Origin of the sequence: Streptomyces sp. NPDC088817 (genome assembly GCF_044750345.1) — a bacterium.
Lineage (GTDB): Bacteria > Actinomycetota > Actinomycetes > Streptomycetales > Streptomycetaceae > Streptomyces.
The window spans coordinates 129,336-155,057 of sequence record NZ_JBIVJN010000020.1 but is presented as its reverse complement, the minus strand read 5'-3'; the positions used below and the strand labels follow the sequence as shown (position 1 = coordinate 155,057).

The following is a 25,722-nucleotide window of genomic DNA, read 5'->3' as shown; positions in this document are numbered from 1 at the left end:
GTGACACGGCGAACCGACTGGGCCGAGTACGAGCACGCGGACGAGTACGCCGCCTTCGGTGCCCCACGGGGGAGGGGCACCGGGGACGCGCTCGGCCCGGGCGCGGACCAGGACGGCGCATACGCGGACGGCGGACACGGGGGCAGCGGCTACGGAGACGGCGGCTACGAAGACGCCGGGTACAGGGAGGCCGAGCCGGGCCGCGGTGTGCCCGGGGACGGCGGCGGACAGCGGCGCGCGGGTGGCCCACCCGTGGGTGGTGCGCGCCGGGGCGGCTCGCGTGACGGTGGGCCGCGCGGTGGACGCGGGGGCCGTCGGCGCGGCCCCGACCAGGCGTCCGCCGAGGACGGGGGCGCCTCCTCCTTGTCGAGGGCGGGGCAGGGAGAGCCTCCGGGGGACCCGGTGGAGCGGGCGCGCGCCATCTGCCTGCGCCTGCTCACCGGGACTCCGCGCACCCGCAAGCAGCTCGCGGACGCCCTGCGCAAGCGGGAGATCCCGGACGAGGCGGCGGACGAGGTCCTCTCCCGGTTCGAGGAGGTCGGGCTGATCGACGACAGCGCGTTCGCGGACGCCTGGGTGGAGTCCCGGCACCACGGACGCGGACTGGCCCGGCGCGCCCTCGCCCGTGAGCTGCGGACCAAGGGCGTCGACACGGCACTGATCGACGAGGCGGTCGGCCGGCTCGACGCCGAGCAGGAGGAGGCCACCGCGCGCGAACTCGTCGCCCGCAAGCTGCGCTCCACCCGCGGCCTCGACCGCGACAAGCGGCTGCGCCGCCTCGCCGGGATGCTCGCCCGCAAGGGCTACTCCGAGGGCCTGGCCCTGCGCGTGGTCCGGCAGGCGCTGGAGGAGGAGGGCGAGGACGCGGACTTCCTCGCCGACGAGGGCTACTGAGCCGGTGCCCGCCGGGGCGCCCGTCCGACGAGGAGAGGCATGGACGCCACCACGGGACGAAAGGCCTCGTGGTCCCGCAGGCCCAGGCGGGCGACGCGGTGCCACACCGACCGCCCTGCGCCTACGTCCCCCTGCCTTTCTACGACGGCTGTACGCGGCCGTCCCACGGCGTCACCGGCAGTCCGGCCGAGCGCCATGCCTGGAAGCCGCCCACCAGGTCGGTCGCACGGAGCAGCCCCAGCCGGTGCAGGGACGCAGCCGCGAGGCTCGACGCGTAGCCCTCGTTGCAGACGACGACCACGCGCAGGTCGTGACCGGTGGCCTCGGGGACACGGTGGCTGCCCAGGGGGTCGAGGCGCCACTCCAGCTCGTTGCGTTCCACGACGAGGGCGCCCGGGATCAGACCGTCCCTCGTACGCAGCGCGGCATAGCGGATGTCCACCAGGAGGGCGTCGCCGGTCTTGGCGGCCGCGTAGGCCTCGCGCGGCTCGACGCGTTCGTAGCCCTGCCGGACCCGCTCCAGCAACTCGTCGATTCCGACAGGTGGTTGAGGTGTGCTCACTGCCAGTCCTCCGGGCGTTCGACCTGTTCGAGGCGCAGGGTCTGCCCGGTGCGGCTGTAGCGGCGGATCCGGGGCAGCGGCGGGTGGTAGGCGTGCACGGAGACGGCGTGCCGCTCGGTGGACTCGTTGAGCACCTCGTGCACGTGGTGGCGTCCGAAGGAGCGGCCCCGCCCCTCCGGGAGTTGCCGTTCGCGGTCGACGCCGTCGGTGAGTTCCAGGGTCCGCCAGCCGTCCGTGGGCAGCCGGGCGGCGAGCGAGTTCTCCTTCAGCTCGCCCGAGGCGGTCACGAAGGCACCGACCGAGTCGGCGTGGTCGTGCCAGCCCGTGCCGGTGCCCGGCGGCCAGCCGATCAGCCATGCCTCACTGCCGCCGGGCCCCTCCAGGCGCACCCAGGTGCGGCCCTCCGGGGCGAGCGGAAGCGAGGCGATCAGCTCGGCGTCACAGGCGGCGCGCCGCACGAAGTCGAGGAGTTCCGCCTGCGTCGGCGCCTGCCCGGAGGACGCGGAGGCCACGGAGCCGGCGGGAGCAGACCCCCTGGGCGAGGGCCCGGCGGGGGGAAGTTCGGAAGCGGGGGACACGGGAGCCGGGGACCCGAGGGGCGAGACAGACACGTACACCGTCCTGAAGAGCGTTCGCGGAGGGCGCGCGGCGGCACAGGGTACGGACGTATGGCGTACGGGGATGTGCGGGTGGGGCGGCGCGCGCCGGGTGAGGGGAGGCGAGTTCAACAGGCCGGACGACACACGCAGCCCGCATAGCGGACGAGGTCCATATGGACCCTCCGCCACAGGCGCACATCGGTGTCGGTCACGTTCGGGAGTAGACCATGGCGGTCCCGACCGGTCAACTCGCCCTCACCCTGCGGACCGCGCGGCGCGGACGGTCCGCGCGCGGTCCACAGGGCCCCGCGGTCAGCGCGCGCCCGCCTCGGCGCGTTCCTCGGCGCGTCCGGCGCCGCCCAGCGCCGTCTCCGCCGCGGTGTACAGGTCGGCCGGGCGCACCCCGCTCAGCGCGGTGACCAGATGCCCGTCGGGCCGTACCAGCAGGACGGTGTGGGGGGCGGCGCCCGGGTAGCTCTCGGCGACCAGCAGTTCGGCGGGGCGCGGCAGCGCGGTCACCGCGGCGGCCAGCCGGGGCATGATGCCGGCGCTCACCCAGTGCCGGCGTTCCCACACGCCCGTACCCGGCGCGATCAGCACCACGAGCAGCGCCCCCCGGCCCAGCCGGTCTCTGAGCGGCACGAAGGAGCCGTCCTCCGCGGTCACCACCACGTCGGCGACCGGGGAGCCGGCCGGCGTGTCCACGAGGACCTCGCCGTCCAGGGGCGGGGGTGTGAGCGGCGAGTCCGTGTACGCCCCCGGCGCGCCCAGCGGCCCGCGCCCCAGATGGCCGTCCGTCAGCAGGGCGTCGTTTCCGCGGCCGGACCCGGGCACGAGGGACCGCAGCCCGCCGCCCCCGCGCACCACCGGCAGCAGTTGGTCGGCGGCGCGCAGCCGGGCGGCGACGACGGCGCGCCGCTCGGTCTGGTAGCTGTCCAGCAGTGCCTCGTGCGGCCCGTGGTGCCAGGCCGGAGCCAGCTTCCAGGCGAGGTTGTCGGCGTCCCGCAGGCCCTCGTCGAGACCCTGGGTGCCGAGGGCGCCCAGCAGATGCGCCGCGTCCCCGGCGAGGAAGACCCGCCCTGCGCGCCAGCGGCGTGCCACCCGGTGGTGGACGGTGTGGACGCCGGTGTCCAGGAGTTCGTACGACGGCGAGGGTTCGCCGGTCCAGCCGGTGAGGGTCTCCCGGATGCGGGCGAGCAGCAGTTCGGGCGTGACCAGGTCCTTGCCGGGCGGCAGCAGCCAGTCCAGCCGCCACACGTCGTCCGGGAGTGGGCGGGCGGCGATCTCCCCGGCGAAGGGGCCGGTCGTCCGCCACGGCGGCAGCCGGTGGAGGAACGCTTCGCCGGGACGGGGCAGTTCGGCGCGCACCGCGGCGACGGCGTGCCGTTCGACGGCCGTGCGGCCGGGGAAGCGGATGTCCTGGAGCTTGCGCACGGTCGAACGCGGGCCGTCGCAGCCGACCAGGTGACTGCCGCGCCACCAGGTACCGCCAGGGCCGCGGGTGTGGACGGTGACCCCCGTGGACTCCTGCTCCATGCTGTCGAGGCGGCTGTTCACGGCGAGTTCGACCAGTGGTTCGCGGGCGACCGCGGTGCGCAGGGCGCCGGTCAGGACGTGCTGGGCGATGTGCAGCGGCGCGGGTTCGGCGTCGTCGAAGGCGACTTCGTGCATCACCTGTTTGCGCCGCAACGACCGCCATCCGGCCCAATGGAGCCCGGCCCCGCCGAGCGGCACGCCGGTCAGGCGCTCCACCAGCGCGGTGGTGTCCTCGCGCAGGACGACCGTGCGCGCGGCACGCGGCGCGTCCGTGCCGGAGCCCTCGTCGAGCACGACGGACGGCACCTCCTGACGCGCCAGTGCCAGGGCGAGCGTGAGCCCGACGGGCCCCGCTCCGACAACGATCACCGGATCCACAGCGCGGCGCCTCCTGCCAGCAGCGGTGTCCTGGAAGTGACAGGTGAACAGAAAGCCGGAGCACGGTGCACGATCACAGAACGTATGCAACAGACTGGGCGCCAGCCGGTCAAGCGGGACGCACGCCGGTGCTCCAGGTGCGCGGTGGCGTGCGCCGTGCGGCGGCTCGTGTGCGCGGCCGACCGCCGTGCCCCTTTCGCGGCGTCCCACGCCGACGGGGGTGCGGCGGCAACAGGCCACCGCACCCCCGTCGGGTGCCTCAGAACCGCTGGACCATCCGTCAGATCGAGCCGCCCGCACCCGTTCCGTAGGTGCCACCGGTCTGGGCGGGGTTGACCTCCTCCTCGTCCGCGGCGAGGACGACGCCGGTGCTCCGCTTGCTGCGGCGCAGCCTGCGCTCGAGCCAGCTCGCGAAGCTGGTGAGGGCGAAGTTCAGCAGGATGAAGATGACGGCCACCACGATGAAGCTGGCGATGACGTTGGCGTAGTTGGCCGCGAGCGTGCTGCGGGAGCCCAGCAGCTCGGGGAAGGCGAGCATCGCGCCGCCCAGCGCGGTGTCCTTCACGATGACGACCAGCTGGCTGACGATGGCCGGCAGCATGACGGTGACCGCCTGCGGGAGCAGGATGCCGCTCATCGTCTGGCCCTTGCGCAGACCGATCGCGTAGGCGGCCTCCGTCTGCCCCTTGGGCAGGGCCAGGATGCCGGCGCGTACGACCTCGGCGAGAACCGAGGCGTTGTAGAGCACCAGACCGGTGACGACCGCGTAGAGGGGGCGCTCGTCGCTGGCGATGCCCGTGGAGCGGACGTAGAACTCGTTGGCGAACAGCATCAGCAGCAGTACCGGGATCGCCCGGAAGAACTCGACCACCACACCGGCCGGAACGCGGATCCACCGATGGTCGGACAGCCGGGCTATGCCGAAGAACGCGCCCAGCGGAAGGGCGATGACCATGGCGAGCGCCGCGGCCTTCAGGGTGTTGCCGAGGCCGGGCAGCAGGTACGTCGTCCACGCGGCGGAGGTGGTGAAGGGCTGCCACAGGGCCCACTTGAGCTGGCCCTTGTCGTTCATCGTCGACCAGATCCACCACAGGAGCAGTGCGAGCAGGGCGACGAAGACGACGGAGAGGATCACATTGCGCCGCCTGGCCCGGGGGCCGGGGGCGTCGTAGAGCACGGAACTCATCGCTTCACCGCCAGTCGCTTGCCGAGCCAGCCGAGGAAGAGGCCGACGGGCAGGGTCAGGACCACGAAACCGAGGGCGAAGACGGCGCCGATGGCAAGCGTCTGGGCCTCGTTCTCGATCATCGTCTTCATCAGGTAGGAGGCCTCGGCCACACCGATCGCGGCCGCCACGGTCGTGTTCTTGGTCAGTGCGATCAGCACGTTGGCCAGCGGTCCGATCACCGCGCGGAACGCCTGCGGCAGCACGACGAGCCGCAGCGACTGGCTGAAATTGAGCCCGATCGCGCGCGCCGCCTCCGCCTGCCCGACCGGCACGGTGTTGATGCCGGAGCGCAGCGCCTCGCAGACGAACGCCGCGTGGTAGGCCGCGAGCCCGAGCAGCGCCAGCCGGAAGCCCTGGATCTTGAAGTCGGACGCGCCCATCGTCACCCCGAAGATGTCGGCGAGGCCGAGGGAGGTGAAGACGATGAGCACCGTCAGGGGGATGTTCCGGAAGATGTTGACGTAGGCGGTGCCGAAGCCGCGCATCAACGGGACCGGGCTGACCCGCATCGCGGCCAGCAGGGTGCCCCAGACCAGCGAGCCCAGGGCGGAGAGGACGGTGAGCTTCACCGTCATCCAGAACGCCCCTAGGACGTCGTAACCTTGAAGAAAGTCGAACACGATCTCCCGCGCTTCCGGGTGTGTGGCGTACGAGGAGGGCGTGGCGCGCCGCCGCCGTGAGCGCGGCGGGCGGCGGCGCGCCCGGGGAACCCTGCGAGGCCTGCGGATCCCTGCTTACCGGACGAGCCGGGTCACTTGACGATGTCGCCGATCTTCGGGGCCGGCTCGTTCTTGTAGTCCGCCGGGCCGAAGTTCTTCTTGACCGCGGCGTCCCACGAGCCGTCGCTGACCATCTTCTCCAGCGCGGAGTTGATCTTGTCCACGGTCGCGGTGTCGCCCTTCTTGACGCCGATGCCGTAGTTCTCGTTGCTCAGCTTGAGCCCGGCGAGCTTGAACTGGCCCTTGTAATTGTCCTGGGAGGCGAAGCCCGCGAGGATCGAGTCGTCGGTGGTCACCGCGTCGACGGCACCGCTCTGCAGGCCGGCGATGCACTCCGAGTAGCCCGCGTTCTCCTTCAGGGCGGCCTTCGGGGCGATCGACTTCTGCACGTTCTGCGCCGAGGTGGAGCCGACCACGGAACACAGCTTCTTGCCGTTGAGGTCCGTGCCCTTGGAGATGTCCGAGTCCGCCTTGACCAGCAGGTCCTGGTGGGCCAGCAGGTACGGGCCGGCGAAGTCGACCTTCTGCTTGCGCTCGTCGTTGATCGAGTACGTGGCCACGATGAACTTCACGTCGCCGCGGGCCAGCGCGTTCTCACGTTCGGCGCTCTTGGTCTCGACCCACTCGATCTGGGCCGGCTTGTAGCCGAGTTCCTTGGCCACGTAGGTGGCCACGTCCACGTCGAAACCGGAGAACGAGCCGTCGGGCTGCTTCAGGCCGAGGCCCGGCTGGTCGAACTTGATGCCGACCTTGACCTTGCCGCCACCGCCCGACGACCCCTCGTCCTTCTTGTCGTTCGAGCCGCACGCCGTTGCCGACAGGGCGAGGGCGAGGACGACGGCCGAGGCGGCGGTGACCTTGCGGAGCTTCATGTGAACTTCCTTCGGTGTTGAGGAGATGCTGAGCCGTCGGACGGCGACGGCAGGATCACGGGCCGGCGGCGTACGGCGCCACCGGCGGGCCGCCGCGTCAGTGGTGCAGGATCTTCGAAAGGAAGTCCCTGGCCCGGTCGCTGCGCGGGTTGCTGAAGAACTGGTCGGGCGTGGCCTCTTCGACGATCCGGCCGTCGGCCATGAAGACCACCCGGTTCGCGGCCGATCGGGCGAAGCCCATCTCGTGGGTGACGACGACCATCGTCATTCCGTCCCGGGCGAGTTGCTGCATGACCTCCAGCACCTCGTTGATCATCTCCGGGTCGAGCGCGGAGGTCGGCTCGTCGAACAGCATGACCTTCGGGTCCATGGCCAGCGCCCGCGCGATGGCCACGCGCTGCTGCTGGCCGCCGGAGAGCTGCGCGGGGTACTTGTCGGCCTGCGCGCCCACTCCCACCCGGTCGAGCAACTCACGGGCCCGCTCCTCGGCCTTCCTCCGGTCCGTGCGGCGGACCTTGACCTGACCGAGCATCACGTTCTCGAGCACGGTCTTGTGCGCGAAGAGGTTGAAGGACTGGAACACCATGCCGACGTCGGCGCGCAGCCGGGCCAGCTCCTTGCCCTCCTGCGGCAGCGGCTTGCCGTCGATCGTTATGGTGCCCGAATCGATGGTTTCCAGACGGTTGATGGTGCGGCACAGAGTGGACTTCCCGGACCCGGAGGGCCCGATGACCACGACGACCTCGCCGCGGGCGATCGTCAGTTCGATGTCCTGGAGCACGTGCAACGCGCCGAAGTGCTTGTTGACGCTCTTCAGGACGACCAGATCGGCGGTCGAGGCCACGTCTTCCTTGGCCATCGATACTTCGGTCATCGCTTTCAGGCTCCGTCCTCCTCGGTTTCGGGGGACAGTAATGACCGATGCGACCTGCGTCATTACATCTGAGGGAGATCTGAGCATCACGATCCGGTAGCGGTCGTACACATGACGTAGCGCGGCGGGTGGGGCGCGTACCGGCTGGATAACGACACAGGGTGCGCAACCGGAAGCCTCTTGACGCCGTCCTCGTCCATCGGCGTCACTGCCATGGTGCACACGCGCGCATGCACGACGTGTACACGCTGTGACCGTACGACTCATGAACCGGAGGGGGCCGGAATGCGACTGCTCCTCGTCGAGGACGACAACCACGTCGCCGCCGCCCTGTCCGCGGTCCTGGCGCGGCACGGGTTCGACGTCACCCACGCCCGCAGCGGCGAGGAGGCCCTCCAGGCCCTCGTCCCCGAGAGCGCCTGCTTCGGCGTGGTCCTGCTCGACCTGGGCCTGCCGGACCAGGACGGCTACGAGGTCTGCGCCAGGATCCGCAAGCGCACCAGCACCCCCGTGATCATGGTCACCGCCCGCGCCGACGTCCGCTCCCGCATCCACGGCCTCAACCTCGGCGCCGACGACTACGTGGTGAAGCCCTACGACACCGGCGAACTGCTCGCCCGTATCCACGCCGTCAGCCGTCGCACGGTCCACGAGGACGCGAACGCCGCCGGCGAGAGCACCCTGCGCCTGGGCGCGGTGCTCATCGAACTGCCCACCCGGCAGGTCAGCGTGGACGGCGCGGTCGTCCAGCTCACCCGCAAGGAGTTCGACCTGCTCGCGCTGCTCGCCCAGCGCCCCGGCGTCGTCTTCCGGCGGGAGCAGATCATCAGCGAGGTGTGGCAGACCAGTTGGGAGGGCACCGGGCGGACCCTGGAGGTGCACGTCGCCTCCCTGCGCTCCAAGCTGCGCACGCCGGCGCTCATCGAGACCGTACGCGGCGTCGGTTACCGCCTCGTCGCCCCGGCCGCCTAGCGGGGACGGGTGAGTTCACGTCTGCTGCCGCTGCTCATCGTCCTGATGGCGGCCGTCCTGCTCGCGCTCGGCGTCCCGCTCGCCGTCAGCGTCGCGGGCGCCGAGCAGCAGAAGGCGGTCGTGGACCGCATCGACGACACCGCGCGCTTCGCCGCCCTGGCCCAGTTCGTCACGGACGGGACCAGCGGCCCCCGGCGCACGGTACCGGACGAGCGGCTGGAGACCCTCCGCCGCGAACTCGGCAGCTACCACGGGGTCTACGGCATCCGGGCGGGCGTCTTCTACCGGACCGGGATCCCGATGGCCAACGCCCCGGACGACTGGTCGCTGCCCGCGCGCGGCGAGGTGCGCGACGCCTTCGACGAGGCGCTGCTGAGCCGGCGCAGCCACGATCCGGAGCAGGTCTGGCCCTGGCAGCGCCACCGGCTCGTCGTCGCCTCCCCCGTCATCCGGGACGGCGACGTCGTCGCGGTCGTGGTCACCGACTCGCCGACCGGGCAGATGCGTTCGCGGACCCTGCACGGCTGGCTGCTCGTCGGCACCGGCGAGATCGCCGCGATGCTGCTCGCCGTCGGCGCGGCGCTGCGGCTGACCGGCTGGGTGCTCAGGCCCGTGCGGATCCTCGACGCCACCACCCACGACATCGCCACCGGGCGGCTGAAGTCCCGGGTGGCGGCCGCCGGCGGACCGCCCGAACTGCGAAGGCTCGCCCGGTCGTTCAACGAGATGGCGGACAACGTCGAGGACGTGCTGGAGCAGCAGCGCGCCTTCGTCGCCGACGCCTCGCACCAGTTGCGCAATCCGCTCTCCGCGCTGCTGCTGCGCATCGAGCTGCTCGCGCTCGAACTGCCCCAGGGCAACGAGGAGATCGCCTCGGTGCGTACCGAGGGCAAGCGCCTCGCCCAGGTCCTGGACGACCTGCTCGACCTGGCGCTCGCCGAGCACGCGGAGCCGGATCTGCGCCTCATCGACATCGGGGAGCTGGCCGCCGAGCGGGTGGCGGCCTGGGCGCCGGCCGCCGAGGCCAAGGGGGTGCGGCTGGCCGGTGACTGCCCGGCCACCACGGCCTGGGCCGACCCCGTGGCCCTGTCGTCCGCGCTGGACGCGCTGATCGACAACGCCGTGAAGTTCACGCCGGACGGCGAGAGCGTCGAGGTGACGGTCTCCTTCGAGCGCGACACGTCGACGATCGTCGTGGCCGACCACGGCCCCGGCCTCACCGACGAGGAACTCGCCCGCGTCGGCGACCGCTTCTGGCGCAGCGGACGCCACCAGAACATCCAGGGCTCCGGCCTCGGTCTGTCCATCTCCCGCGCCCTGCTCGCGGCGGGCGGCGGTGCGATCTCCTACGCCCGGCACCGGGAGGAGGAGCCGCGCGGGCTGCGGGTGACTGTGGCCGTGCCGAGGTCGGCGCCTACGGCTTGACCGAGCGGTAGTAGCGCCGCGCGCCCTCGTGCAGCGTCAGGGGGTCGGTGTAGATCGCGGTGCGCAGGTCGACGAGCTGGGCGGAGTGGACGTGGGCGCCGATGCCGTCGCGGCTCTTGATGACGGTGCGGGTCACCCACTCCGTCAGCCTCGGGTCCATGTCCTCGCGTGTCATCAGCACGTTGGACACGGCGATCGTGGGCACGGTCGCGCCGTTCTGGACCGACGGGTACGCCGACTCCGGCATGTTGGTGGCGCGGTAGTAGCGGGTGGCGCCGCCCTCGGCGTGCAGCCTGGCCACCAGATCGGCCTCGATCGGCACGAAGCGGAACGGGAACTGCTCGGCCAGCCGCCGCAGACCGTCCGTCGGGAGCCCGCCTGACCAGAAGAACGCGTCGAGATCGCCCTGTCGCAGCCGGTCCGGGGCGGTGCCGATGCCGTCGCCCATCGGGCGGATGTCCGTCTCCGGGTCGATCCCGGCCGTCCTGAGCACCCGCTCGGCGATCAGCCGGACCCCGGACTCCGGCGGCCCGACCGACACCCGCTTGCCGCGCAGGTCGGTCACGGAGCGGATCCGCGAGTCGCGCGGGACGACGAGCTGCACGTAGTCGTCGTAGAGGCGCGCCACACCGCGCAGTCGCGAGGCGCCCGGGCCGTGGTTCACCTCGTACGTCTCCACCGCGTCCGCCGCGGCGATGGTGAAGTCGGACCGGCCGGTCGCCACGCGCGCGACGTTCTCCTGGGAGCCGTCGCTGGTCAGCAGCCGCACCTTCAGATCCGGCATGTCCTTGGCGAACGCGGTGCGCAGCCGCACGCCGTACTCCTGGTAGACCCCGCGCAGGGTTCCCGTGCTGAGGGTGATCGTCCCGCTCGGCGGTGCCTCGCCCAGGGGCAGCAGCCACCACAGCAGCAGCCCGAGGACCACGACCCCGGCGGCCGTGCCCTGGAGGCCGCGGCGTCGTCCGATGCGGCGGATCAGCGTAGGCATGCGCGCGATCCTGCCAGCGGGGCGCCGTGCTGACCAGGGGCGGGCGGCCCGGCGGCCGGTCGGACGGACGGCCGGGGGGCGTCCCGGTCGGCGGATACCCTCGCGGTATGAGTTCCTCGCCCGCCGATCTGGTCCGTGAGTTCCACCGTGCCTTCGGGCTCGACGCCCGCTCCACGCCCACCCGGGTGCCGCCGGAGCTCGCCGCGCACCGCGGGGAACTGCTCGCCGAGGAGGCGGCCGAGGTCGCGGAGGTCTCGGTCGGCGGCCCGCTCGACCGGCTCGCGCACGAACTGGCGGACGTCGTGTACGTGGCGTACGGCACCGCCCTCGTGCACGGTATCGACCTCGACGAGGTGATCGCCGAGATCCACCGCGCCAACATGACCAAGCTCGGCCCGGACGGCCGGATCGCCCGCCGCGCCGACGGCAAGGTGCTCAAGGGGGAGCACTACGTGGCCCCGGACGTCTCGGCCGTACTGCGCCGGCAGGGCTGGGCCCCCGAGGGCGTCTGAGGGTGCATGCGTGTTTGAGGGCGCGTGGCCGTTCTACGACGGTCCCGGGCCGGCGGGCAGCCGTGGCGAGGGGCGGGCGCATCGCACCGCGAGGACCAGCGCCAGCGCGGACAGCGTGGCCGCGTCCTTGAAGGCCCTGCGGGTCGAGGCGTCCAGGTGGGGGAAGGTGAACTGGGGCACCTGCGGGACCAGCGCGATCCAGAACCACGGCGAACGCGTCACCGAGTCCGCCTCCAGCGCCCCGGCGACCAGCAGTGGCACCACGACGACCAGATAGTGGTCGTAGGACGGCCGGGACACCAGGCAGGAGGCCAGCATCAGCAGCGCGGCCGTGTCCGCGAGCCGCGCGGGACCGGGATCGCCGCGCCGCCAGCGCAGCCCCGCGCAGAGCACTCCGGCGGCCGCCGCGGTCAGGGCCACCGCCTCGGCCGGTACGGTCGGCAGCCCCAGCCGCGGCAGCACCGCGGGCAGAGAGGCGTCGAACGGCCGCATCAGTCCGTCCCCGCCCTTGAGCAGGAAGGGCAGGGTGCGGGTGAAGAAGCCGCCCGGGTCCGGCATGACCAGGGCCGCGCCCACCGAGAGGGCCAGCGGCACCGCCACCATCCAGGCCAGCGCCCGCCACCGCCGGGCCAGCACCAGCAGGACGACCACGGGCAGCAGCAGCGGCTTCACCGCCACCGAGAGACCCAGGACCACCCCGGCCAGGTCCCAGCGGCCCCGGTCGGCCAGCAGCAGCGCCAGGGGCAGCGCAAGCGCGCCGACCGCCGTCCAGTTCCCCAGGTTCACCAGATGGCCGACGGGCGCCCAGCACAGCACCAGCGCCAGCAGCCCCAGCACCGCGAACCGGCTGCACGCCGGCACCCGGAACAGACGCACCGCGCACCACCAGCCGCCCGCGATCAGCGCCACGCAGGCGATCGGCGCGGCGACGCGCACCACGGGCGCCGGCAGCGCGGCCTGTCCGGCGGCGAACAGCACGGCACTCGGCAGGTAGAGGAAGCGCCGGTCGGAGTACGGGGCGCCACCGGTCAGCCAGACCTGCCCGGCATGGACGACGAAGGCGTTGTCCATGCCTCCCCCGGCGAACACGAGGGCCACGCGCGCGGCACGGGCGAACAGGACGACGGCGAGCAGCGCGAGCGGGACGGGACCGGCCGGCCGCAGCAGCCACGCGCGCGCCACCGCGGTCGGGGGCACGTCCGGCACGGGTGCCCGCAGGGCGTCACGAAGCTCCGTCACGCCGGTCATTCTGGGGCAATCGTCCATCGGAGGGAGGAAGTGTCCGGTCGTGTCGCCGTCACGGGGACGCAAAGCCCTCCGGCCGGTGGCCGTCCCGGGGCCGTCCGGGAGCACCTACCCTTGTCGCATGACCAGCAGCAGCGACCGGAGCCCCGCAGTGGACGTTCAAGGACCCAAGAGCTACGAGATCCGCACCTACGGGTGCCAGATGAACGTCCACGACTCGGAGCGGCTGGCCGGCCTGCTCGAGGAGGCCGGCTACGTGCGGGCGCCGGAGGGCGCGGACGGCGACGCGGACGTCGTCGTCTTCAACACCTGCGCCGTCCGGGAGAACGCCGACAACCGGCTGTACGGCAACCTGGGGCACCTCGCGCCGCAGAAGGCGAAGCGGCCCGGGATGCAGATCGCGGTCGGCGGCTGCCTGGCGCAGAAGGACCGGGACACCATCGTGAAGAGGGCGCCCTGGGTGGACGTCGTCTTCGGTACGCACAACATCGGCAAGCTGCCCGTCCTGCTGGAGCGCGCCCGCGTGCAGCAGGAGGCCCAGGTGGAGATCGCCGAGTCCCTGGAGGCGTTCCCCTCCACGCTGCCGACGCGGCGCGAGAGCGCGTACGCGGCCTGGGTCTCGATCTCCGTCGGCTGCAACAACACCTGCACCTTCTGCATCGTCCCCGCGCTGCGCGGCAAGGAGAAGGACCGCCGCCCCGGCGACATCCTCGCCGAGGTGGAGGCCCTGGTCGCCGAGGGCGTCTCCGAGATCACTCTGCTCGGCCAGAACGTCAACGCCTACGGCTCCGACATCGGCGACCGCGAGGCGTTCAGCAAGCTGCTGCGGGCCTGCGGGAACATCGACGGCCTCGAGCGGGTCCGCTTCACCTCGCCGCACCCGCGCGACTTCACCGACGACGTGATCGCCGCGATGGCCGAGACCCCGAACGCCATGCCGCAGCTGCACATGCCGCTGCAGTCCGGCTCCGACACGGTGCTGAAGGCGATGCGCCGCTCCTACCGGCAGGAGCGCTACCTCGGGATCATCGAGAAGGTCCGCGCCGCCATCCCGCACGCCGCGATCACCACCGACATCATCGTGGGCTTCCCCGGCGAGACCGAGGAGGACTTCGAGCAGACGCTGCACGTCGTGCGCGAGGCGCGCTTCGCGCAGGCGTTCACCTTCCAGTACTCCAAGCGTCCGGGCACCCCGGCCGCCGAGATGGCGGACCAGATCCCCAAGGAGGTCGTCCAGGCGCGCTACGAGCGGCTGGTCGCGCTCCAGGAGGAGATCTCCTGGGAGGAGAACAAGAAGCAGGTCGGCCGCACGCTGGAGCTGATGGTCGCCGAGGGCGAGGGCCGCAAGGACGGCGCCACCCACCGCCTCTCCGGCCGCGCCCCCGACAACCGCCTGGTCCACTTCACCAAGCCCGAGCAGGACGTGCGCCCCGGCGACGTGGTCACCGTCGAGGTCACCTACGCCGCCCCGCACCACCTACTCGCCGAGGGTCCGGTGCTCGACGTGCGCCGTACGCGCGCGGGTGACGCCTGGGAGAAGCGCAACGCCGCCGAGGCCGCCGAGCCGGCCGGTGTCATGCTCGGCCTGCCGAGGGTGGGCGTGCCCGAGCCGCTTCCGGTCGCCGCGGGCAGCGGCTGCGGCTGCGACTGACCCGGCCTGTGATCGGCCGGCCGACGTCCGGTCGTCCGGCGGCGTTACGCTGCGGATCATGCTTGTCGCCGCCGCTGTCTGCCCCTGCCCGCCCCTCCTCGTGCCCGAGGTGGCCGCGGGAGCCGCACCCGAGCTGGACTCCGCCCGGGCCGCCTGCACGGGCGCGCTGGGTGTGCTCGCCGCCGCCCGGCCCGACCTGCTGGTGGTCGTCGGACCCGCGGAGGGCTCGGGGAGCGGCCGCCACCCGGAGGGCACCACGGGTTCGTTCCGCGGCTTCGGCGTGGACCTGGAGGTACGGCTCGGCCGGGACACGGGCACCGGGGGCGGGCTGCCGCCCTCGCTCGCCGTCGCCGCCTGGCTCCTCGAGCGCACCGGCTGGTCCGATGCTCCGATCGAGGGACTCGGCGTGGAGGAGTCGCTGACGCCCGAGCGGTGTGCGGCGGCCGGACGGGACCTCGCCGCGCGGGCCGGCCGCGTGGCACTGCTGGTGATGGGCGACGGCAGCGCGCGGCGCACGCTCAAGGCGCCGGGGTATCTCGACGAACGGGCCGACCCCTTCGACATGGGCGTCGCCCGGGCGCTGGAGGAGGCCGACACGTCGGCTCTCATGGCACTGGACGTCCCCCTGGCGCACGACCTGAAGGCGTCGGGCCGGGCCCCCTGGCAGGTACTGGCCGGAGCGGCCGAGGACGCCGGCCTCTCCGGCACCCTGCTCCACGACGACGCGCCGTACGGAGTGGGATACCTGGTCGCCGCCTGGTCCTGAGCCTGCAGGCGAGCGGGACACGGCGCACATCCCGGTCATGACCGGGACACGGCGGACGGCCGGAAGGCACGCGCCACCCGGCCGTCCGCCGTCGCCCCTCAGGACGTGGGCGGCGGTCCCTCCGGCGGCGTCGGGGCGGCAGCACCGCCCGGCGCCGTGCCGGTGCCCGGGTCCGGGCTCGTGCCCGCCTCCGGGCTCGTGCCCGCCTCCGGGGCGGTGCGGGTCTCCGGACCCGTCTCACCCTTGTGGGCGAGGCGGTCCATGGCGCCCTTGGCCTTGTCCGTACCCGCGTGAATCCTGTCGCTGTACTTGCCCTTGGTCTTCTCGTCGACCACCTTCGCGGCCTTGTCGAGGTTCTGCCCGATCGTGCCCCCGTGGCGCTGGGCGAGGTCCGACACCTTCTCCTTCGCCGGGCCGATCCTGGCCTTCATGTTGTCCAGCAGACCCATGGTTCACCTTCCCTGACGGGGCGGATTCCTGCTCCCCGGCGGTCGAGGTCCCCTCCGCCCCTTCGACCTCCGAAGGAGTCACGCAAAAACGTTCATACTTACTCGATACCCTACTCGTCCTACCCCGTCACCTGCCGTCACACGACTCGTGCGAGGTACCGCCTTCGTGGTTTGGGAGACTGGTGCGGTGAGCAGCGCACCCCCCGCCCCCCGCGTCATCGCCGTCGTCGGCCCCACCGCGGCCGGAAAGTCCGATCTCGGCGTCTTTCTGGCCCAGCGCCTCGGCGGGGAGGTCGTCAACGCCGACTCGATGCAGCTCTACCGGGGGATGGACATCGGCACCGCGAAGCTGACGCCCGAGGAGCGCGGTGGTGTCCCCCATCACCTGCTCGACATCTGGGACGTGACGGTCACGGCCTCCGTGGCCGAGTACCAGCGGCTCGCCCGGGAGCGGATCGACGCGCTGCTCGCCGAGGGACGCTGGCCGGTCCTGGTCGGCGGCTCCGGCCTGTACGTCCGCGGGGCCGTCGACAACCTGGAGTTCCCCGGCACCGACCCCGAGGTGCGCGCCCGGCTGGAGGACGAGCTCACGCTGCGCGGTTCCGGGGCGCTGCACGCCCGCCTCGCCGCCGCCGACCCGGAGGCCGGGCGGGCGATCCTGCCCAGCAACGGCCGCCGGATCGTCCGCGCCCTGGAGGTGATCGAGATCACCGGCCGCCCCTTCACCGCGAACCTCCCGGGCCACGACTCGGTCTACGACACCGTCCAGATCGGCGTCGACGTGGCCCGCCCCGAACTCGACGAGCGCATCACGCGCCGGGTCGACCGCATGTGGGAGGCGGGGCTCGTGGACGAGGTGCGCGCGCTGGAGGCGCGGGGCCTGCGCGAGGGGCGTACGGCATCGCGCGCGCTCGGCTACCAGCAGGTGCTCGCGGCGCTCGCGGGGGAGTGCACGCTCGACGAGGCGCGCGCGGAGACCGTACGCGCCACGAAACGCTTCGCGCGCCGCCAGGACTCCTGGTTCCGGCGCGACCCCCGAGTGCACTGGCTGAGCGGGGCCGCGGCGGATCTCACGGAACTTCCGCATCTCGCCCTGGCGTTGGTCGAACGACCGGTTACAGCCTGATCACGTCATGGCATCGGGACGCCCAGGCCGTCATCCAGGCCTCCGGCGCCGTGCCATCATCAAGCTCGGATCGACCGAGTGAAGTCCTAGTTGGGAGGGCGCGTGGCGATGGAGGCCGGCCCTCGCGACACCGCACAAGACACCGACCGCGTCACCGTGGAGCGCGGTGACGCGGAACCGGACGAGGGCTCGTTGAGCCCCGACGGGCCCGACGAGACGCAGGGCGGTGTGACCGCGGACGGACCCGGTCCCGAGGAGATGTTCCCCGGGCCCGAGGTGGAGGTCGAGCTGCGCCCGCAGCGGCGGCTGCGCATCTGGCAGCTGGCCCCGATCGTGGGCCTCGCCGTCGTCGGCTCGCTGATGTTCGCCTTCCCGCTGGCCTTCGACGGCGACAACGGCGCCGTGATCGCCATGCTGGGGCTGCTGATCTGCTCCTGCTCGGCGGGCTGGGGCTTGATGGCCGCCCGCCGCGTCGGCCACACCTGGCCGGGCCTGCCGCCGCGCGGTTCCGGGCGGCGCCTCGACTGGCGGGTGATCGGCGCGTACGTCCTCGTGGTCGCCGTGGTCGTGGTGCTCGCCGTCTGGCGGGTCGCGCGCCTGCGCTAGGGCCAGGCCGCCAGGCCGCCCGATCCCGCTCGCACCGGGGACTCCCCGACACACGTGAGCACCGGCTGCCGGCCCTTGAACGTGATCACGAGGTTGCCGGAGCGACCCCGTACGATCGAGTCATGAGCACGCGCATCCCCTTCCTCAAGGGCCACGGCACGGAGAACGACTTCGTGATCGTCCCTGACCCGGAGAACGCCGTCGAGCTGTCCCCGGCGGCCGTCGCCGCCCTGTGCGACCGCCGCGCGGGCATCGGCGCGGACGGGGTGCTGCACGTCGTACGCTCCGCCGCGCACCCCGAGGCCCGCGCGATGGCGGCCGAGGCGGAGTGGTTCATGGACTACCGCAACGCCGACGGCTCGGTCGCGGAGATGTGCGGCAACGGCGTGCGGGTCTTCGCGCGTTACCTCCAGCACGCCGGGCACACGACGGAGGGCGACCTCGCGATCGCCACGCGCGGGGGCGTGAAGACGGCGCACATCGCCAAGGACGGGGACGTCACCGTCGGCATGGGCAGGGCGGTCCTCCCCGAGGGCGACGTCACCGTGAGCGTCGGCGAGCGCCACTGGCCCGCGCGCAACGTGAACATGGGCAACCCGCACGCGGTCGCCTTCGTCGACGACCTCGCCGACGCCGGCGAACTGCTCGCGCCGCCGCCCTTCAGCCCGGCCTCCGCCTACCCGGACGGCGTGAACGTGGAGTTCGTCGTCGACCGCGGCCCCCGCCACGTCGCCCTGCGCGTGCACGAGCGCGGCTCCGGCGAGACCCGCTCCTGCGGCACGGGCGCGTGCGCCGTCGCCGTGGCGGCCGCCCGGCGCGACGGCGCCGACCCGGCGGCCACCGGAGCCCCGGCGACGTACACGGTGGACCTGCCCGGCGGAACGCTGGTCATCACCGAGCGGCCGGACGGTGAGATCGAGATGACCGGTCCCGCGGTGATCGTCGCGGAGGGCGTGATCGACGCGAAGTGGCTGGAAACAGCGCTCGGCTGACGGGCGGTCGGCTGGACATCGTAGCTCCGACGGCCCGTGAGAAGGTCATACGTATGTCCGGAGACGGGAACGGGCAGCGAATCCACGGCGGGTCGCTGCCAGGTGACCGGAAACCGTAAACATCCTGGCCATCGCTCGATTGGGTGATCCGTTTCACGCTCGCCGGGAGACGGCCGGTCGGGCGCGCTGGGCTCGGTAGCATCAATCACCGGCCCGGACGGGGGATCCGTCGCCAACCCCTGTGCCGAGTAAGCCCTGGGGCGCCCCGTCCGCCGGTCCACGCAGCCGGAGGTGCCCATGAGTGCGGATGCCACGAACCCTGCGGCCCCGGGCCCGGTGGCTCCCGCCGGGCCCCGACGCAGGGCCCGCCCACGGATCGACCTGCGCCGGCTCGGCCGTGCCGCGGTGCTCGGCCCGGCCGCCCGCGACCGGCTGCCCGACGCCATCGGGCACGTGGCAGAGGCCCACCGCGCGCACTTCCCCGAAGCCGACCTCGAACCGCTGCGCCGCGCCTACGTCCTGGCCGAGTCCTCGCACCGCGGCCAGATGCGCAAGAGCGGCGAGCCCTACATCACACATCCGCTCGCCGTGACCCTCATCCTCGCCGAACTGGGCGCGGAGACCACGACGTTGACCGCGTCCCTGCTGCACGACACCGTCGAGGACACCGACGTGACGCTGGACCAGGTCCGCGAGCAGTTCGGCGAGGAGGTCCGCTACCTCGTCGACGGCGTCACCAAGCTGGAGAAGGTCGACTACGGCGCGGCCGCCGAGCCCGAGACCTTCCGCAAGATGCTCGTCGCCAGCGGCAGCGACGTCCGCGTGATGTCGATCAAGCTCGCCGACCGGCTGCACAACATGCGCACGCTCGGCGTGATGCGTCCGGACAAACAGGCCCGGATCGCCAAGGTGACCCGGGACGTCCTCATCCCGCTCGCCGAACGGCTCGGCGTGCAGGCGCTCAAGACCGAGCTGGAGGACCTCGTCTTCGCGATCCTGCACCCCGAGGAGTACGCGCACACACGCGAGTTGATCGCGGAGAACGCGGGCCGGCCGGGCGACCCGCTCACCGAGGTCGCCGAGCAGGTGCGCGGAGTCCTGCGCGAGGCCGACGTGCCCGCCGAAGTGCTCATCAGACCGAGGCACTTCGTCTCCGTCCACCGGGTCTCCCGCAAGCGCGGCCAGCTGCGCGGCTGCGACTTCGGCCGGCTGCTGGTCCTGGTGAACGAGGACGCCGACTGCTACGCCGTCCTCGGCGAACTCCACACCTGTATGACGCCCGTGGTCTCGGAGTTCAAGGACTTCATCGCCGTACCCAAGTTCAACCTGTACCAGTCGCTGCACACCGCCGTCGCCCGCGAGGACGGACAGGTCGTCGAAGTCCTCATCCGCACCCACCAGATGCACAAGGCCGCCGAGGCCGGGGTCGTCGCACTCGGCAACCCCTACGCCCCTCCCGCCGAGGAGCACACCACGAGCGACGGCGAGCGCGCCGATCCCACCCGGCCCGGCTGGCTCTCCCGCCTCCTCGAATGGCAGCGGGCCGCGCCGGACACCGACACCTTCTGGTCCACCCTGCGCGAGGACCTCGCCCAGGACCGCGAGATCACCGTCTTCCGGCCCGACGGGGGCACTCTGGGCCTGCCCGAGGGCGCCACGTGCGTGGACGCCGCGTACGCGCAGTACGGCGAGGACGCGCACGCGTGCATCGGTGCCCGCGTCAACGGCCGCCTGGCGACCCTGAGCACCGTCCTGAAGGACGGCGACAGCGTCCAGCTCCTGATGGGCCAGGACCCGGCCTCCGAGCCCTCCCGGGAATGGCTGGACCACGCCCACACCCCGGCCGCCCGCATCGCCATCCAACGCCGGCTGGCCACCCGCCGGCCCACCGCGGACCGGGACGAGGACGCCGTCGGGGACGCCGCACCGGCCGTGGTCGACCCCGCGCGCGCCGGTTCCGCCGCGGTCGCGCGCAGCGGAGCGGACGCCGCACCGTCGCCGGCTGACCCTGCACCGTCGCAGGTCTCCGGGCCCCTCGGTACGGTGCCGGCGGCCGGGCCGGCCGTGAAGACCGCCTTCGGGCCCCGCACGGCGAGCGTCGTGGTCGCCGGCCGGCCCGACACGGCCGCGCGGCTCGCGGGCTGCTGCACACCCGTGCCGCCCGACGGGATCACCGGCTTCGCCGTGCGCGGGGGAGTGGTGACGGTGCATCGAGTGGAGTGCGCGGCGGTCGCGCGGATGAGGAGCGCGGGGCGCGCCGAGTTCGGCGTGCACTGGGGGGAGACGACGGCGTGCCGTGTCACGCTGCTCGCTGAATCGTTCGGCCGCCCCCATCTGCTGGCCGACCTCACCGAGGCCATCGCCCTGGAGGGCGTCGAGATCATCTCCGCCACCGTGGCCCCGCCGGCACAGCAGCGCGTCCGCCACACGTACACCCTCCAACTGCCCGACGCGGCCGGGCTCCCGGCCCTGATGCGCGCCATGCGCAACGTCCCGGGCGTCTACGACGTGAGCCGGACGCAGCCTCAACAGCCGGGGCTGTGAGCCGCGCGCGTGCCTCTTCGCGCGCGGCGCCCGGCCTGCTGACCATGCGCCAGGCCGCCGCCCGCGCATCGAGCGCGCGGACCGCTGTCCAGCCTGCCGCCCTCCTGTCCCGGGCGCTCGCCCTCGGCGCGCCTCCCCCGCGCCACCGCGCCTCAAGTACACCCCCGTGCACCGGCGCGCCCCCGCGTGTCGGTGGCCCCTCGGCGTGCTCCCGTCGGGCCCTTTCGGGTGGGTTGGGCGCGAGTCGGCGCGGTGGGGTGGGTGGGCGCTGGTAGCGGTGGTGCATGCCGCTCAGCCTTGGATCACGTGTCCCGCGTCGCCTGAAGGCGACTCTCCTCGCGTCCGCCGTCTCCGTCTGTCTCGTCGCCGCGAGCGCTCCGCCCGAGCCGCTGGGCATCGGCGACCGGCTCTTCCCGCACCTGGGCAACCCCGGGTACGACGTGTCGTCGTACGACCTGTCCTTCACCTACGGCGGTGACAACGGCAAGCCGCTCCAGACCGTCACCACGATCGACGCGTGGACCACCGAGGACCTGGAGCGCGTGAACCTCGACTTCGCGCACGGCACGGTGAACTCCGTGGACGTCGACGGCCTGCCCGCCGAGTTCGCCAGCGCGGGCGAGGACCTCGTGATCACCCCCGGGATTCCCCTGCCCCGGGGAAGCTGGATGCGCATCACCGTGCGCCACACCAGCGACCCCATGCCCGTGAAGGACCGCGACGGAGGCTGGGTGCGTACCTCGGACGGCCTCGCGATGGCCAACCAGGCCGACGCTGCCCACCTGGTGTTCCCGTGCAACGACCATCCCTCCGACAAGGCGATGTTCACCTTCCACATCACCGCGCCCGAGGGGTACACGGCCGTCGCCAACGGCCTTCCGGCCGGCGTCACCCGGAGCGGCGGGACGACGACCTGGTCGTACCGCACCTGGCATCCGATGGCGACCGAGCTGGCCCAGGTGTCCATCGGCCGCTCGACCGTGGTGCACCGCACCGGCCCGCACGGCCTGCCCCTGCGCGACGTCGTCCCCACCGAGGACCGCAAGGCCCTCGAACCGTGGCTGGCCAGGACCCCCGACCAGATCGCCTGGATGGAGAGCAAGGTCGGAACGTACCCCTTCGAGACGTACGGCCTGCTCATGGCCTCCGCCGCCACCGGTTTCGAACTGGAGACGCAGACCCTGTCCCTCTTCGAGAAGAAGCTGTTCACCGAGCCCGCCTACCCCCGGTGGTATGTCGAGTCGGTCATGGTGCACGAGCTGTCCCACCAGTGGTTCGGCGACAGCGTGAGCCCGCGCAGCTGGTCCGACCTGTGGCTCAACGAGGGCCACGCCACCTGGTACGAGTCCCTGTACGCCGACGAGAAGGCGAAGAAGCCGATGGAGGCCCGGATGAAGGCCGCCTACGGTGCCTCCGACCGCTGGCGGAAGGCCGGCGGACCGCCCGCGCGGCCCAAGCCGCCGAAGGCCGGCCAGAAGATCGGCGTCTTCCGGGCGAACGTCTACGACGGCTCCGCGCTCGTCCTTTACGCGCTGCGCCAGGAGATCGGCAAGCCGGCCTTCGAGAGCCTGGAGCGCGCCTGGGTGCAGGCCCACCGGGACGGCACGGCCACCACCGCCGACTTCGAGCGCCTGGCCACGGGCATCGCCGGACGCGACCTGAGCGGCTTCTTCCAGGCATGGCTGTACGGAGAGAAGACTCCGCCGATGCCCGGCCACCCCGACTGGAAGCAGGCCCCACCGCCGGAGACGGCGAAGAAGTGAGGGAGGGAACCGGAGGAATAACGCCGTGACGAGACGGGCCGTACCGTGCGACCATCTTCAGACCGGCGCGGGCACGGGCCACGGGAATCTCCCGGGGTACCCGTACGTTGTGACCGATGACGGACTCTCCCACCACGTAAGGACCAAATGACCTCCTCCTCTTCCTCTTCCCAGTCGTTCGAGGCACCCCAGGACAGCAAGCGCCTCGCGCACTCCTACCCCGAAGGTCTCCGGGCCGATGCCCTGATGGAAGAGGACGTCACCTGGAGCCACGAGTTCGACGGAGATCGGGACGGTGACCAGTTCGACCGTTCCGAGCGGGCGGCGCTGCGCCGTGTCGCGGGACTGTCCACCGAGCTCGAGGACGTCACCGAGGTCGAGTACCGCCAGCTCCGCCTGGAGCGGGTCGTGCTCGTCGGCGTATGGACCTCGGGGACCGCGCGGGACGCGGAGAACTCCCTCGCCGAACTCGCCGCCCTCGCGGAGACCGCGGGCGCGCTCGTGCTCGACGGCGTGATCCAGCGCCGTGACAAGCCCGACGCGGCCACCTACATCGGCTCCGGCAAGGCGAACGAGTTGCGGGACGTCGTCCTGGAGTCGGGCGCGGACACCGTCATCTGCGACGGTGAGCTCAGCCCGGGTCAGCTCATCCACCTCGAGGACGTCGTCAAGGTCAAGGTCATCGACCGTACGGCCCTGATCCTGGACATCTTCGCCCAGCACGCCAAGTCCCGGGAGGGCAAGGCGCAGGTCGCGCTCGCCCAGATGCAGTACATGCTGCCGAGGCTGCGCGGCTGGGGCCAGTCGCTGTCCCGGCAGATGGGCGGCGGCAGCGGCGGCGGCCTCGCCACACGCGGTCCCGGTGAGACCAAGATCGAGACGGACCGCCGGCGGATCCGCGAGAAGATGGCGAAGATGCGCCGGGAGATCGCGGAGATGAAGACCGGCCGCGAGATCAAGCGCCAGGAGCGGCGCCGCAACAAGGTGCCCTCCGTCGCCATCGCCGGCTACACCAACGCCGGCAAGTCCTCCCTGCTCAACCGGCTCACCGGCGCGGGTGTCCTGGTCGAGAACGCCCTGTTCGCGACCCTGGACCCCACCGTGCGCCGGGCCGAGACCCCGACCGGGCGGCTCTACACCCTGGCGGACACCGTCGGCTTCGTCCGGCACCTGCCGCACCACCTGGTCGAGGCGTTCCGCTCCACCATGGAGGAGGTCGGCGACTCCGACCTCATCCTGCACGTGGTGGACGGCTCCCACCCCGCCCCGGAGGAGCAGCTCGCCGCGGTGCGCGAGGTGATCAGGGACGTCGGCGCCACTGACGTACCCGAGATCGTCGTGGTCAACAAGGCGGACGCGGCCGACCCGCTGGTGCTCCAGCGGCTGATGCGCATCGAGAAGCGCTCGATCGCGGTCTCGGCCCGCACCGGGCTGGGCATCGAGGAACTGCTCGCGCTGATCGACAGCGAGCTGCCCCGGCCGTCCGTCGAGATCGAGGCGCTGGTGCCGTACACCCACGGCAAGCTGATCGCCCGTGCCCACACCGAGGGCGAGGTGATCTCCGAGGAGCACACCGCGGAGGGCACCCTGCTCAAGGCCCGGGTGCACGAGGAGCTCGCGGCGGAACTGGCGCCGTACACGCCCGCCCCCGCGCTCTGACCCCCAGCCGTACGGCCCGAGGGTCCGCCCCCTGTCACAGGGGGCGGGCCCTCGGCGTATCAGCGGGGCCGGATCACCGGCCGCCGTACGTCCTGCTCATGTTCTGGTACAGCGCCTCCGCGCCCTTGCCCAGCTGCGGACCCGCCAGCCAGGTGTGGTCCGCGGGGCCGATGGAGGTGTTGGACACCAGCTTGGTCCTGCCGCCCACCACACGGAACCAGCCGCCGCCTGAGGAGCCGCCGGTCATGGTGCAGCCGATGCGGTACATCGTCGGGAGCGACGGGCTGAGCGACAGCCGGCCCGGCCGGTCCACACAGCGGAACATCCTCAGACCGTTGTACGGAGGCGCGGCCGGGTAGCCCCAGGCTCCCATCGTGGCGACCCGGGCCGCCGGGGGCGCGGAGAAGTCCACGTCCAGGGCCGCCCCGACGGTTTCCTCCAGCGACCGGGAACCGGACTCCGGCCTCACGTGCAGCACGGCGTAGTCGTACGCCGCGCCCGCGCCGCCCGTCTCCGAGCCGCCCTGGATCCACTGGCCGGACGTGGACGCCCAGTCCGCCCACCAGGCGCCGTACGGGGCGACCTCGGAGGCGCGCGCGTTGCTCAGCCGCGCCGCGGACTTGCCGAGGTCGTTGTAGGACGGGACGAACGCGATGTTGCGGTACCAGCCGCCCTTCTTCCCGGCGTGCACGCAGTGGCCGGCCGTCCACACCAGGTTGGACCTGCCCGGGTGGTTGACGTCCTTGACGACCGTGCCCGAGCAGACCATCGAGCCCTGGGGCGAGTCGAAGAAGACCTTGCCGACCGGGGCCGCGTTGTTGTGGTACGGCGTCTTCTCCGCCTGCGCACGCACCGGCCGCGGCGCCGGGTCGCTGACGCCCTGGTCGGCGACGGCGTCCTGGGTGGAGACCGTCTTGTTCGCCTCCTGGGCGGACTGCATCCGCTCGGGCTTCCACAGCCCCTTGATCACCGGGTTGACGAAGTCCTTGGCCTCACTGAGCCACTTGTCCTTGTCCCAGTCCTTCCAGCCACCGCGCTGCCATGTGTCGACATCGATCCCGTGCTCCTTGAGCTTGTCCGCGATGTCGGCCGGAATCCTGACCTTGCCGTCGCCGTCGCCGCCGTCGCTGCCGTTGTTCGCGGTCTGCGAGGCGGTGGCGTCCGGCGCGCCTGCGGCGCCGGCCTTGCCCGAGGAGTCGGAGCAGGCGGTGGCGGTGAGCGCCAGGGCCGCGACGAGCCCGGTGGCGGCCAGGACGGTGCGCCGGCGCGCGCGCCGGGGCGTGGCTGACCTACGTATGAGCTGCATGGTGCGATGAACCCCCGTCGGTTGGTGTGAACGCCGTGCGCGCCCGGCCCGAGCGC

24 protein-coding genes are annotated in these 25,722 nt (G+C 72.4%); 12 read left to right on the top strand and 12 right to left on the bottom strand.

All coding sequences use genetic code 11. The annotated features are described in order from the left end of the window. Window positions 1-894 carry a recombination regulator RecX gene (gene recX, locus ACIP4X_RS30845; RefSeq protein ID WP_401351498.1) on the top strand — a complete coding sequence of 298 codons (894 nt, stop codon included), beginning with the start codon at window positions 1-3 and terminating at the stop codon, window positions 892-894. 139 nt (window positions 895-1,033) lie between these two features. Here recX and ACIP4X_RS30840 read toward each other — a convergent pair whose 3' ends face one another. The 8 genes from ACIP4X_RS30840 to ACIP4X_RS30805 form a co-directional block, all read right to left on the bottom strand. Further along, window positions 1,034-1,456 carry a rhodanese-like domain-containing protein gene (locus ACIP4X_RS30840; RefSeq protein ID WP_391457409.1) on the bottom strand — a complete coding sequence of 141 codons (423 nt, stop codon included), beginning with the start codon at window positions 1,454-1,456 and terminating at the stop codon, window positions 1,034-1,036. Continuing rightward, on the bottom strand, window positions 1,453-1,968 hold the full coding sequence (locus ACIP4X_RS30835; protein ID WP_391457407.1) for a cysteine dioxygenase: 516 nt from the start codon (window positions 1,966-1,968) through the stop codon (window positions 1,453-1,455). The genes ACIP4X_RS30840 and ACIP4X_RS30835 overlap by 4 nt, the downstream gene beginning before the upstream one ends. Before the next feature lie 212 nt (window positions 1,969-2,180). Further along, a complete protein-coding gene (locus tag ACIP4X_RS30830; protein ID WP_324838480.1) occupies window positions 2,181-2,252 on the bottom strand; it encodes a putative leader peptide in 72 nt (23 codons plus the stop codon). Between the two features lie 115 nt (window positions 2,253-2,367). Further along, complete coding sequence (locus ACIP4X_RS30825; RefSeq protein WP_401351495.1) at window positions 2,368-3,969, bottom strand: FAD-dependent monooxygenase; 1,602 nt, start codon at window positions 3,967-3,969, stop codon at window positions 2,368-2,370. Window positions 3,970-4,249: 280 nt separating this feature from the next. Next, window positions 4,250-5,155, bottom strand: coding sequence for an ABC transporter permease subunit (locus ACIP4X_RS30820; protein ID WP_391457403.1), 906 nt, complete (start codon window positions 5,153-5,155; stop codon window positions 4,250-4,252). Further along, the gene (locus ACIP4X_RS30815; protein WP_358735232.1) at window positions 5,152-5,817 is read right to left on the bottom strand and encodes an amino acid ABC transporter permease; all 666 of its coding nucleotides are present in this window, start codon (window positions 5,815-5,817) and stop codon (window positions 5,152-5,154) included. Before ACIP4X_RS30815 ends, ACIP4X_RS30820 begins: the two co-directional genes overlap by 4 nt. Window positions 5,818-5,948: 131 nt before the next feature. Next, the gene (locus ACIP4X_RS30810) at window positions 5,949-6,788 is read right to left on the bottom strand and encodes a glutamate ABC transporter substrate-binding protein (RefSeq protein ID WP_401351493.1); all 840 of its coding nucleotides are present in this window, start codon (window positions 6,786-6,788) and stop codon (window positions 5,949-5,951) included. Between the two features lie 97 nt (window positions 6,789-6,885). Continuing rightward, the gene (locus tag ACIP4X_RS30805) at window positions 6,886-7,662 is read right to left on the bottom strand and encodes an amino acid ABC transporter ATP-binding protein (protein ID WP_401351491.1); all 777 of its coding nucleotides are present in this window, start codon (window positions 7,660-7,662) and stop codon (window positions 6,886-6,888) included. Between the two features lie 285 nt (window positions 7,663-7,947). On the opposite strand from ACIP4X_RS30805, the gene ACIP4X_RS30800 reads away from it, so the two are divergent. Both ACIP4X_RS30800 and ACIP4X_RS30795 read left to right on the top strand, forming a co-directional pair. Next, entirely contained in the window at window positions 7,948-8,634 is a 687-nt protein-coding gene (locus ACIP4X_RS30800; RefSeq protein ID WP_358735227.1) for a response regulator transcription factor, read from the top strand. A 9-nt stretch (window positions 8,635-8,643) separates the two neighbouring features. After that, on the top strand, window positions 8,644-10,059 hold the full coding sequence (locus ACIP4X_RS30795) for a HAMP domain-containing sensor histidine kinase (RefSeq protein WP_358735225.1): 1,416 nt from the start codon (window positions 8,644-8,646) through the stop codon (window positions 10,057-10,059). On the opposite strand, the gene ACIP4X_RS30790 is transcribed toward ACIP4X_RS30795, so the two are convergent. After that, the gene (locus ACIP4X_RS30790; RefSeq protein ID WP_358735223.1) at window positions 10,049-11,047 is read right to left on the bottom strand and encodes a TAXI family TRAP transporter solute-binding subunit; all 999 of its coding nucleotides are present in this window, start codon (window positions 11,045-11,047) and stop codon (window positions 10,049-10,051) included. The genes ACIP4X_RS30795 and ACIP4X_RS30790 overlap by 11 nt on opposite strands. 107 nt (window positions 11,048-11,154) lie before the next feature. Between ACIP4X_RS30790 and ACIP4X_RS30785 the strand changes: the two genes are divergently transcribed. Further along, window positions 11,155-11,559: a MazG nucleotide pyrophosphohydrolase domain-containing protein gene (locus ACIP4X_RS30785; protein WP_358735221.1), complete on the top strand. Its 405-nt coding sequence runs from the start codon at window positions 11,155-11,157 to the stop codon at window positions 11,557-11,559. Window positions 11,560-11,592: 33 nt separating this feature from the next. Here ACIP4X_RS30785 and ACIP4X_RS30780 read toward each other — a convergent pair whose 3' ends face one another. Next, window positions 11,593-12,798, bottom strand: coding sequence for a glycosyltransferase family 87 protein (locus ACIP4X_RS30780; RefSeq protein ID WP_358735219.1), 1,206 nt, complete (start codon window positions 12,796-12,798; stop codon window positions 11,593-11,595). A gap of 127 nt (window positions 12,799-12,925) precedes the next feature. Here ACIP4X_RS30780 and miaB point away from each other — a divergent pair, with 127 nt between their 5' ends. Both miaB and ACIP4X_RS30770 read left to right on the top strand, forming a co-directional pair. Continuing rightward, window positions 12,926-14,455 (top strand): tRNA (N6-isopentenyl adenosine(37)-C2)-methylthiotransferase MiaB, encoded by a 1,530-nt coding sequence (miaB, locus tag ACIP4X_RS30775; RefSeq protein WP_401351489.1) that lies wholly within the window; start codon window positions 12,926-12,928, stop codon window positions 14,453-14,455. 58 nt (window positions 14,456-14,513) lie between these two features. Next, window positions 14,514-15,221 carry a class III extradiol dioxygenase subunit B-like domain-containing protein gene (locus ACIP4X_RS30770; RefSeq protein ID WP_401351487.1) on the top strand — a complete coding sequence of 236 codons (708 nt, stop codon included), beginning with the start codon at window positions 14,514-14,516 and terminating at the stop codon, window positions 15,219-15,221. 98 nt (window positions 15,222-15,319) lie between these two features. Here ACIP4X_RS30770 and ACIP4X_RS30765 read toward each other — a convergent pair whose 3' ends face one another. Beyond that, on the bottom strand, window positions 15,320-15,670 hold the full coding sequence (locus tag ACIP4X_RS30765) for an antitoxin (protein WP_401351485.1): 351 nt from the start codon (window positions 15,668-15,670) through the stop codon (window positions 15,320-15,322). 187 nt (window positions 15,671-15,857) lie between these two features. Here ACIP4X_RS30765 and miaA point away from each other — a divergent pair, with 187 nt between their 5' ends. The 6 genes from miaA (at window position 15,858) to hflX (ending at window position 24,360) form a co-directional block, all read left to right on the top strand. Then, window positions 15,858-16,796 carry a tRNA (adenosine(37)-N6)-dimethylallyltransferase MiaA gene (gene miaA / locus ACIP4X_RS30760; RefSeq protein ID WP_401351483.1) on the top strand — a complete coding sequence of 313 codons (939 nt, stop codon included), beginning with the start codon at window positions 15,858-15,860 and terminating at the stop codon, window positions 16,794-16,796. 108 nt (window positions 16,797-16,904) lie between these two features. Continuing rightward, a complete protein-coding gene (locus tag ACIP4X_RS30755; protein WP_358735273.1) occupies window positions 16,905-17,402 on the top strand; it encodes a hypothetical protein in 498 nt (165 codons plus the stop codon). Between the two features lie 122 nt (window positions 17,403-17,524). Then, entirely contained in the window at window positions 17,525-18,394 is an 870-nt protein-coding gene (gene dapF, locus ACIP4X_RS30750; RefSeq protein WP_391457388.1) for a diaminopimelate epimerase, read from the top strand. A 297-nt stretch (window positions 18,395-18,691) separates the two neighbouring features. Continuing rightward, a complete protein-coding gene (locus tag ACIP4X_RS30745) occupies window positions 18,692-20,938 on the top strand; it encodes an HD domain-containing protein (protein WP_358735208.1) in 2,247 nt (748 codons plus the stop codon). Between the two features lie 284 nt (window positions 20,939-21,222). Continuing rightward, on the top strand, window positions 21,223-22,701 hold the full coding sequence (locus tag ACIP4X_RS30740) for a M1 family metallopeptidase (RefSeq protein WP_401351481.1): 1,479 nt from the start codon (window positions 21,223-21,225) through the stop codon (window positions 22,699-22,701). 147 nt (window positions 22,702-22,848) lie between these two features. After that, window positions 22,849-24,360, top strand: coding sequence for a GTPase HflX (gene hflX / locus ACIP4X_RS30735; RefSeq protein ID WP_358735205.1), 1,512 nt, complete (start codon window positions 22,849-22,851; stop codon window positions 24,358-24,360). Window positions 24,361-24,433: 73 nt separating this feature from the next. Here the strand turns inward: hflX and ACIP4X_RS30730 are convergent, their stop codons facing one another. Next, window positions 24,434-25,666: a hypothetical protein gene (locus ACIP4X_RS30730; protein ID WP_358735203.1), complete on the bottom strand. Its 1,233-nt coding sequence runs from the start codon at window positions 25,664-25,666 to the stop codon at window positions 24,434-24,436. Window positions 25,667-25,722 lie beyond the last annotated feature (56 nt).

What these genes read in the sequence shown, in the direction of transcription:
- ACIP4X_RS30820 (WP_391457403.1), bottom strand. Translation starts at nt 5,155, where the DNA reads ATGAGTTCCGTGCTCTACGACGCCCCCGGCCCCCGGGCCAGGCGGCGC.
- ACIP4X_RS30810 (WP_401351493.1), bottom strand. Translation starts at nt 6,788, where the DNA reads ATGAAGCTCCGCAAGGTCACCGCCGCCTCGGCCGTCGTCCTCGCCCTC.
- ACIP4X_RS30805 (WP_401351491.1), bottom strand. Translation starts at nt 7,662, where the DNA reads ATGACCGAAGTATCGATGGCCAAGGAAGACGTGGCCTCGACCGCCGAT.
- ACIP4X_RS30800 (WP_358735227.1), top strand. Translation starts at nt 7,948, where the DNA reads ATGCGACTGCTCCTCGTCGAGGACGACAACCACGTCGCCGCCGCCCTG.
- ACIP4X_RS30790 (WP_358735223.1), bottom strand. Translation starts at nt 11,047, where the DNA reads ATGCCTACGCTGATCCGCCGCATCGGACGACGCCGCGGCCTCCAGGGC.
- ACIP4X_RS30785 (WP_358735221.1), top strand. Translation starts at nt 11,155, where the DNA reads ATGAGTTCCTCGCCCGCCGATCTGGTCCGTGAGTTCCACCGTGCCTTC.
- miaB (WP_401351489.1), top strand. Translation starts at nt 12,926, where the DNA reads ATGACCAGCAGCAGCGACCGGAGCCCCGCAGTGGACGTTCAAGGACCC.
- ACIP4X_RS30770 (WP_401351487.1), top strand. Translation starts at nt 14,514, where the DNA reads ATGCTTGTCGCCGCCGCTGTCTGCCCCTGCCCGCCCCTCCTCGTGCCC.
- ACIP4X_RS30765 (WP_401351485.1), bottom strand. Translation starts at nt 15,670, where the DNA reads ATGGGTCTGCTGGACAACATGAAGGCCAGGATCGGCCCGGCGAAGGAG.
- ACIP4X_RS30755 (WP_358735273.1), top strand. Translation starts at nt 16,905, where the DNA reads ATGGAGGCCGGCCCTCGCGACACCGCACAAGACACCGACCGCGTCACC.
- dapF (WP_391457388.1), top strand. Translation starts at nt 17,525, where the DNA reads ATGAGCACGCGCATCCCCTTCCTCAAGGGCCACGGCACGGAGAACGAC.
- ACIP4X_RS30745 (WP_358735208.1), top strand. Translation starts at nt 18,692, where the DNA reads ATGAGTGCGGATGCCACGAACCCTGCGGCCCCGGGCCCGGTGGCTCCC.
- ACIP4X_RS30740 (WP_401351481.1), top strand. Translation starts at nt 21,223, where the DNA reads ATGCCGCTCAGCCTTGGATCACGTGTCCCGCGTCGCCTGAAGGCGACT.
- hflX (WP_358735205.1), top strand. Translation starts at nt 22,849, where the DNA reads ATGACCTCCTCCTCTTCCTCTTCCCAGTCGTTCGAGGCACCCCAGGAC.
- ACIP4X_RS30730 (WP_358735203.1), bottom strand. Translation starts at nt 25,666, where the DNA reads ATGCAGCTCATACGTAGGTCAGCCACGCCCCGGCGCGCGCGCCGGCGC.